Genomic DNA, 9,417 nt, shown 5'->3' with positions numbered 1-9,417 from the left:
AGAATCAATTATTGAGGCTTCGTGGTTATTCTTTGCAATATCAACACCAATGTAAAACATAAAATCACCTAGCTTTAATATAAATTTAGATAGAGAAAGGACCCTCAAGAACTTTACGACAATCAAACCTCGTTAGATATACAGCAACGAAATGTGCTATCCAGCTCATACTAATAAGGACGTAAAGTAGAGGCGTAACCCTTAATTAGGAAGACAAGCTTCAAGGAGGAAAGCTACGACCTCTATCTATACAATCATTATCCCATAAGAAAGTGGGATTTAGAATAAAATGTAGTATTTATTACTACAACTATATTATACGAGGAGGATATATGAAGCGAAATAATGCAGTATATCTATTATTTTTAAGCGTTATGCTTTTTCTAACAGCGTGTAGTAGTTCAAAGATTGATGGTAGTGTAGAATATGGAAAGTTTAATTTAAATGACTCTTATCAGTCTATTTATACTGAAGATGGTGCATATATTATTCAAGACAGTAATGTGTTTTTTTATAAAGATGGGGTAAGTCAACTTCTTTTTACAACATATATTATTGATGATAAATCTGTTAGATTTGAGGCTTCTGATGGAGAAAGTTTAAAATTTTCTTCAGATTTTCAAAATTACATTTCAAAAAAAGTATTAGATGATATATATATTATGGGAAATAGATTCTATTATATATCTAATTTTGAAAATAAAAAAGGTGATAAAAAATATTATTTATCATCTGTAAATCTTTTAGGTAAAGATAGAATAGATCATATATTGCTAGAGAAAGAGCCAAACGCTTTTTATATTGCGGAAGATTATTTTATAATTGGATCTTTAATAGATGAAAAAATGGAATATGTCGCATATGATAAGAATTTAAAGAAACATGATTTAAAACTTGAAGATAAAGAGATTGAAGCTATATATAAATCATTAGTTTTTTATAGCAAATTAAATGAAAAAGATGATTATGAGCTATGGGTTTTTGATATAAAAACAGGAGAAGATAGCTTGTTTGCTCCAAATACAGGAACTTTAACTGCTGTAGGAGAGGGATATATAGCAACCTTTGTATCATCTAAATTAGAAAATGCGAATGATGGTAAAGAAACTAACGATGTTGCAAAAGTGTATAATATAGAAAATAGACAGGAAATATTTACATTAAATGATAATATAATCTCAAATTTTGATAATGATAAATTCTATGCTTTAGATACAAAGACATCAAATACTTATTATGAGTATGACATTAAAGGAAATTTAATTAGTGAAGTTGATGGAAGTAGTTATTCTGATATATTCCACATAATATCTGTTAAGGATGGCCAAGCTATACTAAATAGCAATAAAGCGATAAATAGATATTACCATATTGATTTTAATAGTAAGAAAATAAATCCTATAGAGGTTGAATGATATGAGTGAAAGATTAGAACTTATCGGTGTCAATAAAGTATATGGTGAAAATATAGCTCTAGATAAATTTAATATGACTTTTGAAGAAGGAATATACGGACTTTTAGGACACAATGGAGCTGGTAAGACTACACTCTTAAATATAATATCTGGAATAATTGATTATGATGGTCAGGTGTTATTTGATGGGAAAAACATCAAAAAGAATTTGAAAACATATAAGGATAGTCTTGGATATGTTCCTCAACAACAAAATTTGGATTTACCTATAAGTCTTGAACATTTTCTTAATTATGTTTCAGGATTAAAGGGAGTCGACAATAAAAAATTAATAGAAGAGTTATTAAAAGATTTAGATCTTTATGATCATAGAAAAAAATCTTTATCACAAATATCTGGAGGTATGAAGCAAAGAATTTTAATAGCTCAATCACTTTTAAATGATCCTAAAATTTTACTTTTAGATGAACCTACAGCAGGACTAGATCCTGTTCAGAGAAAAAATTTAAGAGACATACTAGCTAAAATATCTAAAAGAAAAATAGTAATTATAGCTACTCATGTTATAAGTGATATAGAACTTATAGCTAATGAAATTATATTTTTGAAAAAGGGAGTAGTTGTAAATAGAGATAAACAAGATAATCTTCTTGCCAATATTAAGGTATACGAAAGCTTCGAGAATATTGAAGAACTGAAAAAGAATGATGATAGTTTTAAGTTAGTTAATATCATGAGAGTTCCTCAAGGATATAAAACTAGATTTATTTCTAAAAAAGACTATGAGAATAGAGTTAGTCCAAATATGGATGATGTTTATTTAGAATGGCTGGGATGATATATGATATACAGAGAATTAAGAAAAATAATTAAATATAAGTCTATTATCTTTTTTGTTTTTTTCTTTTTGCTTATTGTGTCAGTTATGAATACATGGGTTATGTTCGAGCCAGATGTAACTACAAGCAAGAATAGTTTAGACGGTGTTGAACCGATAAGTATAAAAGAAATAAAGGATGATGAATGGTTATTAAAATATCCTCTTTCAGTTATCAAGGAAATAGATACATTAAAACATAGAGACGAGTATATAAAAAAATCTATAGAAGACATTGATAAGAAGCTTAATCTTCCTATGATAGATATGAATGAAAAAAAACTATTGAATATAGAGAAAGATAGTTTGGTGAATATATTAGGAATGGATCTTAAATTCACTCATACAGAATATTTTTATAATTATATCAACAACATAAAATATTCTGGATTTTTATTTGTATGTCTTTTGATATTTATTTTTTATTATATGTTTTATCAAGATATAGAAAACTCATTGATTTCATTGTATAAAACATATAGTTTGAGTTTAAAGAAACTATATATTTATAAGTTTATTGCTTTTTTGATTTTATCATTTATTATTGTATTAATTTGGGGTCTTATAGATTATAGTTTCCTTATTATTAGTGGAACTAAGATAAATATTTTCATTCAAAATATTAACGGATTTTATCTTGCACCATTAAAATTCACATTATTAGAATATATGATATTAAATATTGGGTTAATTTATTTAACAACTATATTTTTAATATTATTATTTAGTTTCCTATTATTTTTGCTGAAAAAAGTAGGATTTGCTCTTATGGGACTATTTGCATTTATATTGCTTGAATTTAATTTGTATAACAATATAACATTGGGATCTTCAAAAGAAATTTTTAAACTTTTTAATATATTTAGTTTTTTTGAAAGACCTTTTAGCAGAATAATACCAATAAATTTTATTTTTAATGGTCAGTTTGAATTTATAGCAATTGTAATAAATATAGTTTTACTTATAGTGTTTTTAGTCCTTTCATGTATTTTGTATGGAAGCGGAAAGATAGTAAAAAATAAATTTGGTGGAATATTCAAGGGAATTAATACAAATAATATTGTCATTAACGAAGCGTACAATATATTACTTGGATCAAAAGGTATAATAATTTTATTATTACTTATATTCTTATCATATATGGGTTACAAAGATTTTAATTATGTAAGACCTTATAATTACGAAAGTTTAAGTATTACAAAAAGGGAATATTATGGAAATATAGATGACAAACTTATTTCTAAAATAGAAGAAGATACTAAAGAGGCAGAAAAATACTATAATAGGGTACTAGAACTTTTACAATTGGAAAATAGAAGTGATGAAGAAGAAAAAGAACTAATGGAGATTTCACCAATATCTAGTAATTATCAAAATCTTGTTGCAATTCATAATGAGATTGAGTTAGCAAGATCAAATGGTGCAAGCTTCTATATTGATACCGAGCCGACAGATTTTTTACATTCAGTCAAAAAAAATTATAATTTTTACAGAGATACTTTTATAGGGATTGGTTTAATAGGACTTTTAACTTCGTTTTATATTTCATCAAATTATAATTCTAAAATAGAAAAATTATATGGCACTATGCGCAGAATAAACAGTAGAAATGCGATAAGACTAGGAGTATTATATTTAGTTTCAATAATTATATTTTCAATAATTATAGGAACACATATAGCTAAATTATATAAAGGATTTTATTACAAAATAGCGGATATATCTATAAACAATATATTTCCAATATCGTCTACAATGAATTATAAGGCATTTTTAGGATTGACATTATTTTCATATTTTTTATTAATATTTACAATTGTAAATATTAGTTATTATATATCATCTAAAAATTCTATTATTAATTCATTTATAATAATTATATTTATAAATATTCTTATGATGTTAGGGTATTTTATACTGCCTCAAGCTAGCCCTATTTCAATAATAAGATATGAAATTTTTGATAATATATATATATTTGTTTTTTACATACTCGCTTATATAGGAACAAATATTTTGATATTGAAAAGTATATTTAAATGAAGGATTGAAATTAAAATACAATATAAATTTTACTACGACAATATCTGTTAGGAGGTATATAATATGAAAAATATTAAAGTAATGGCACTATTACTAATATCTGCACTAATATTTATCTCATGCAGTAAAAAAGATGGTACTGCAGAACATATTAAAAATAAAGATGTTTATTTTACAATAGAATCTGTAAAGCAAACGGAAGAAAATACTTTTATTGTAGAAGGTAAATTAAGAAATGATAGTGAGAAAGAAATAGATGATTTTAAAATCCCTCTTTACATAGTTAAGAAAGATGGACAAAAAATTGATTTAGGAACTATGGAATATAATCCATTAACCTCTCATGCTAATATTAAATATCAACATGATTTTTCAGATATAGTTAAAAATACCGATTTTAATTTAGAAGAAATAAAAGAAGTCTATGCAGAATTTGAAGCTGGATATAGAGTGGATATTGAAGGCAAAGATAGACAATAGAAATAATCGAACTCTTGAAAATTTATTAAAAAATTTTCAAGAGTTTTTAATATTTTATAATAAATATTATTAGCATTCTATAAAAAATGGTTAAAATTTTAATTTCTGCTCTAAAAATGGTAAAATAATAAGATGAATTTATTTATAAATTTAAAAAGTACATAAGAGGTAAATATGATAAAAATAATTACAACGGTAGAGTCTATTGAACAGGCTAAAAAACTGCTTGAAGCTGGAGTTGATGAACTTTATTTCGGGCAAGATGAGTTTGGACTTAGACTACCCAGTTCATTTGATAGAGAAGATCAAGAAAAACTAACTAAGTTGGCACATGAATATGGAAAAACTGTTTCTGTAGCGGTCAATGCAATATTACATAATGAGGATATTGAAAAATTACCAGAATATCTTAAGTTTCTAAAAAGTATAGAAGTTGATTCTATAACAGTTGGAGACCCTGGTGCAATACATATAATGAGAAAAAATGATTTATTAATACCATTTAGATATGACGCTCAAGTAATGACAACTAATAGTAGACAGATTAATTTTTGGAAGGATAGAGGAGCTATAGAAGCAGTAGTAGCTCGTGAATTACCTAAGGAAGAGATAATGGAAATATCCAAAAATTCAAAACTTCCAATAGAAATATTAGTATATGGAGCTACATGTATACAACAATCAAGAAGACCGCTTTTACAAAACTATTTCAACTATATTAAAAGATATGATAAATATGGAAAAGAAAGAGGTTTCTTTATATCAGATCCTAATGATGATAGTACACATTATTCTATTTATCAGGATATAAATGGAACACACACATTTGCAAATAATGATATAAACATGTCATTACATCTTTCAGAATTAATAGAAATGGATATTTCAACATGGAAATTTGACGGTATTTTCACTTCAGGAGATAATTTTGTAGAAATAGTAAAATTATTTATAAATGCTAAAAATGAAATACTTGATAATAATTGGAATGAAGATAAAGCAAATGAATTAAACGAAGCTGTTAAGAAATTCCATCCTAAAAATAGGGGGATGGATACAGGATTTTACAATGTAGATCCTAGTGCGATAAGGTAGGTAATTATGACTACAAAAAGAATATTAAAAAAACCAGAAGTATTAGCACCAGCTGGTACATTAGAAAAATTAAAGATTGCAATAAATTATGGTGCAGATGCCGTATTTATAGGTGGAGAAGCTTATGGATTACGTTCAAGAGCAGGGAATTTCGGATATGATGAAATTGAAGAAGGTGTAAAGTATGCACATGATAGAGATGCAAAGGTTTATGTAGCAGCAAATATGGTAACTCATGAAGGCGATGAAAAAGGTTCAGGGGAATTCTTCAGAAAGCTTAGAGATATTGGCGTTGATGCAGTTATAGTTTCGGATATTGCACTTATATCTATTTGCCTTGAAGAAGCTCCAGGGCTTCCAGTTCATTTATCAACACAAGCATCTGCTGCAAATTATGAAACATTGAATTTTTGGGAATCAGAAGGACTAGAAAGAGTAGTTCTTGCAAGAGAAGTATCAATGCAAGAAATAAGAGAAATGAAAAAACATGTAAATGTTGAAATTGAAGCATTTATACATGGAGCGATGTGTATTGCCTATTCAGGAAGATGTGTATTGTCAAATCATATGGCAAGCAGAGATGCTAATAGAGGTGGATGTACCCAATCTTGTAGATGGAAATATGGTTTGTTTGATATGGATGAAAATAAAGAAAAAAACAATATTACAACAGGTGAAAATGATCCGGAAGTTGAACCATTTTCAATGAGCTCGGTTGATATGAGCATGATTCATCATATTCCTGATTTATGTGAAGCGGGAGTAGAAAGTCTAAAGATAGAAGGAAGAATGAAATCCATTCACTATGTTTCAACTGTATCAAGCGTTTATCGTCAAGCTGTTGATAGTTATTGCGAGGATCCAGATAATTATGTTCTAAAACAAGAATGGATTGATGAATTATGGAAAATTTCTCAAAGAGAATTATGTTCAGGATTTTATTATGATGTTCCAACTGAAAATGAACAATTATTTGGTAAGAGAAGAAGAAATCCAGAATGGGATTTTGTTGGTGAAGTAATCTCATATGAAGAAGATACACAAATTGCTACAATCAGACAAAGAAACTATTTTAAAGTAGGTGATGAATTAGAAATATATGGTCCAGGTATGAAGCATTTCAGACAAGAATTAAAACAATTGTGGAATGAAGATGAAGAACCAGTAGAAGAAGGTAATCAAGCTATGTTTATATATAAGATGAAAGTAGAACAAGCTGTTAAACCAAATGATTTAATTAGAAGGTATATAGGACAAAATGAATCAGAAAAGTAAAAATTTAAAACTTATTTTTACAATTATAGGACTTTTAATATATATAATTTCATGGACAAATCAATTATTTACATTGAATTTACTGAATATATCTACTGAAGCATTTTCAGTGATAAGTATATTTTTTGCATCTATAATATTGTGGATATTTGTAGCAACAGATTGGCCAAGCTTACTTGCTATTTTAGCGATAGGTCTTATACCAAAGATTGGGTTTAATCAAGCTTTACAATCTTCCTTTGGAAATCAGACATTTGTATTTTTACTATTTACATTTGTTGTGACATATGCACTAAACCAAACAAGTTTTTTAAAAAGAGTTTCATTTAATTTACTAAATACAAAACTTGCGAAGTCAAGTGGATATGGATTTATAGTAAGCTTACTTTTAGTAGTTTTAATTATAAGTAGTATAATGTCTCCTACAGTAATATTCATGTTTTTCTTTCCTCTATATGAAGAATTAGTTCAACAATTTGGATGGAAAAAAGGGGATAAATCAGCAAATAGATTAATTTTTGCTTTATTTACCACTATTGCTATTGGAACTGCCATGACTCCTATAAATCATGTATTTTCAGTAACGGCAATGTCTATATTTAAGGAAAGTACAGGTATTGAAATATCTAATTCTCAATATATTTTACTAGGTATACCAAGTGGATTAATTATATTTGGTTTTTTACTCTTGTTTATAAGAAAAATGGATTTTACAAATATTAAAAATGTAAATTTAAAATCATTAGAAATTCAAGAAAAGATGGAAAAAAGAGAAAAAATAATAATTTCTATTTTCTTCACAATGGTGGCATTATGGATAGTTCCAGAAATGTTTATTTCAATACTTCCTTCACTTGCAAAATTTATAAAGGGGAATGGACTAGCATTTCCTCCATTGCTTGCAACGATATTTTTACTTATATTAAAAATAGAAAATAAACCATTATTAAATATTTCTGATGCTATTTCTAAAGGAGCACATTGGCCAAGTTTATTATTAGTATCTTCTACACTTCTTTTGGGAACAACAATATCAAATCAAGAAATAGGGGTTGTAGAAATAATTCAAAAGAATATAATTCCTATAATTGTAAATGCATCACCTATGCTTATAGTATTGATATTTACATTAGCAGCAGGAATATTTACAAATTTTACTTCAAATTTAGTTACAGTATCATTTATAAGTACAGTACTTATGACTATAAAACCAGGAGGAGTGGAACTTGCAGCACTTATTTCAATGATAGGTTTTGCTTCTTCTTTAGCAATGATGACCGCGCCATCTATGCCATATGTAGCAATTTCAATAGGAAGTGGATGGATAAATTCTAAAGATTGTATAAAATATGGTGGGATATTTTTAATAATATCAACAATTGTATTAGTATTTGTGACTTATAATATTGGGTTAATAGTATTTTAAATATTTTACATTAAGAAATATAAATTTGTTCTAAAAAGTTCAATACAAAATATCGTATAGAAATAAAAATTAAAATTAATGAATGATATCGAATTATATAAATTTTAATATTATAAAAAATAATTGAATAAAATTTATAGATTAATTAATCTAAAAAAATAAAGAGGAATTATGTTACAAGAAGAAAGAAATAAAATTGATGAAATTGACAAACAAATAGTTAAACTTTTTGAAGAAAGAATGGAAACAGCTTCAAAAATAGCTAAAGTTAAAAAAGAAAATAATATGGAAATTTTTGATTCAAGTAGAGAAAATCTTGTTATAGAGAAAGTAAAATCATATCTTGAAAATAAAGAACTTGAAAAATATTTAGAAAAATTTTATCTAGATTTGATGGGTGTTTCTAAAGACTATCAAAAAGATATAATAGAAAAAATAAATTAAATTAAAATATAATCACGATAGTTTAATTAAAAAAAGGGGCTGTTGCATAAGTCCCAATCACAAAAAAGACGAGAAACTTAAAAAGTCCTCGTCTTTTTTTGGTACAATGTAAGTATGGAAAACATTAATAAACCTACATCGTTACTCATTAATTCTACACTAATTAACGATACGATTCAATTAAAGTTAAATTTTAACATAGATGTGTATGTTCAAGATGATGTAAAGTTAAGGCTTGTAAAAAATATCATTGAAAGGATGGATTTATCTAAACTTCATCAAGTCTACTCACATTTTGGCAGAAAACCTAAAGTTAACCCTCTAACAATGCTTCAAATTCTAATATTTTGTTATTCAGAAAA

General features: G+C 26.5%; 8 protein-coding genes and 1 pseudogene. All 9 read left to right on the top strand.

What is annotated here, in order from left to right:
- Positions 1-332 precede the first annotated feature (332 nt).
- Entirely contained in the window at positions 333-1,415 is a 1,083-nt protein-coding gene (locus tag G534_RS0106900) for a hypothetical protein (protein WP_027348461.1), read from the top strand.
- A gap of 1 nt (position 1,416) precedes the next feature.
- Complete coding sequence (locus G534_RS0106895) at positions 1,417-2,253, top strand: ATP-binding cassette domain-containing protein (RefSeq protein WP_027348460.1); 837 nt, start codon at positions 1,417-1,419, stop codon at positions 2,251-2,253.
- Between the two features lie 87 nt (positions 2,254-2,340).
- On the top strand, positions 2,341-4,335 hold the full coding sequence (locus G534_RS0106890; RefSeq protein ID WP_156896585.1) for a hypothetical protein: 1,995 nt from the start codon (positions 2,341-2,343) through the stop codon (positions 4,333-4,335).
- Positions 4,336-4,398: 63 nt separating this feature from the next.
- Entirely contained in the window at positions 4,399-4,815 is a 417-nt protein-coding gene (locus G534_RS0106885) for a hypothetical protein (RefSeq protein WP_027348458.1), read from the top strand.
- A 174-nt stretch (positions 4,816-4,989) separates the two neighbouring features.
- The gene (locus G534_RS0106880) at positions 4,990-5,910 is read left to right on the top strand and encodes a peptidase U32 family protein (protein WP_027348457.1); all 921 of its coding nucleotides are present in this window, start codon (positions 4,990-4,992) and stop codon (positions 5,908-5,910) included.
- Positions 5,911-5,916: 6 nt separating this feature from the next.
- Complete coding sequence (locus G534_RS0106875; RefSeq protein WP_027348456.1) at positions 5,917-7,185, top strand: peptidase U32 family protein; 1,269 nt, start codon at positions 5,917-5,919, stop codon at positions 7,183-7,185.
- Positions 7,169-8,611 (top strand): SLC13 family permease, encoded by a 1,443-nt coding sequence (locus G534_RS0106870; protein ID WP_027348455.1) that lies wholly within the window; start codon positions 7,169-7,171, stop codon positions 8,609-8,611. The genes G534_RS0106875 and G534_RS0106870 overlap by 17 nt, the downstream gene beginning before the upstream one ends.
- 171 nt (positions 8,612-8,782) lie before the next feature.
- Entirely contained in the window at positions 8,783-9,055 is a 273-nt protein-coding gene (locus G534_RS0106865) for a chorismate mutase (protein ID WP_027348454.1), read from the top strand.
- A 114-nt stretch (positions 9,056-9,169) separates the two neighbouring features.
- Positions 9,170-9,417, top strand: a pseudogene (locus G534_RS08635) (IS1182 family transposase); the annotation flags it as partial.

Source organism: Helcococcus sueciensis DSM 17243, from assembly GCF_000423145.1.
Taxonomy (GTDB): domain Bacteria; phylum Bacillota; class Clostridia; order Tissierellales; family Peptoniphilaceae; genus Helcococcus; species Helcococcus sueciensis.
Note: the sequence above shows the minus strand (reverse complement) of the source record. Positions and strands in the feature narration are given on the sequence as shown.

Excerpts from the sequence above, each read along its gene's own strand:
- G534_RS0106900 (WP_027348461.1), top strand. The coding sequence starts at position 333 with ATGAAGCGAAATAATGCAGTATATCTATTATTTTTAAGCGTTATGCTT.
- G534_RS0106880 (WP_027348457.1), top strand. The coding sequence starts at position 4,990 with ATGATAAAAATAATTACAACGGTAGAGTCTATTGAACAGGCTAAAAAA.
- G534_RS0106895 (WP_027348460.1), top strand. The coding sequence starts at position 1,417 with ATGAGTGAAAGATTAGAACTTATCGGTGTCAATAAAGTATATGGTGAA.
- G534_RS0106890 (WP_156896585.1), top strand. The coding sequence starts at position 2,341 with ATGAATACATGGGTTATGTTCGAGCCAGATGTAACTACAAGCAAGAAT.
- G534_RS0106865 (WP_027348454.1), top strand. The coding sequence starts at position 8,783 with ATGTTACAAGAAGAAAGAAATAAAATTGATGAAATTGACAAACAAATA.
- G534_RS0106875 (WP_027348456.1), top strand. The coding sequence starts at position 5,917 with ATGACTACAAAAAGAATATTAAAAAAACCAGAAGTATTAGCACCAGCT.
- G534_RS0106870 (WP_027348455.1), top strand. The coding sequence starts at position 7,169 with ATGAATCAGAAAAGTAAAAATTTAAAACTTATTTTTACAATTATAGGA.
- G534_RS0106885 (WP_027348458.1), top strand. The coding sequence starts at position 4,399 with ATGAAAAATATTAAAGTAATGGCACTATTACTAATATCTGCACTAATA.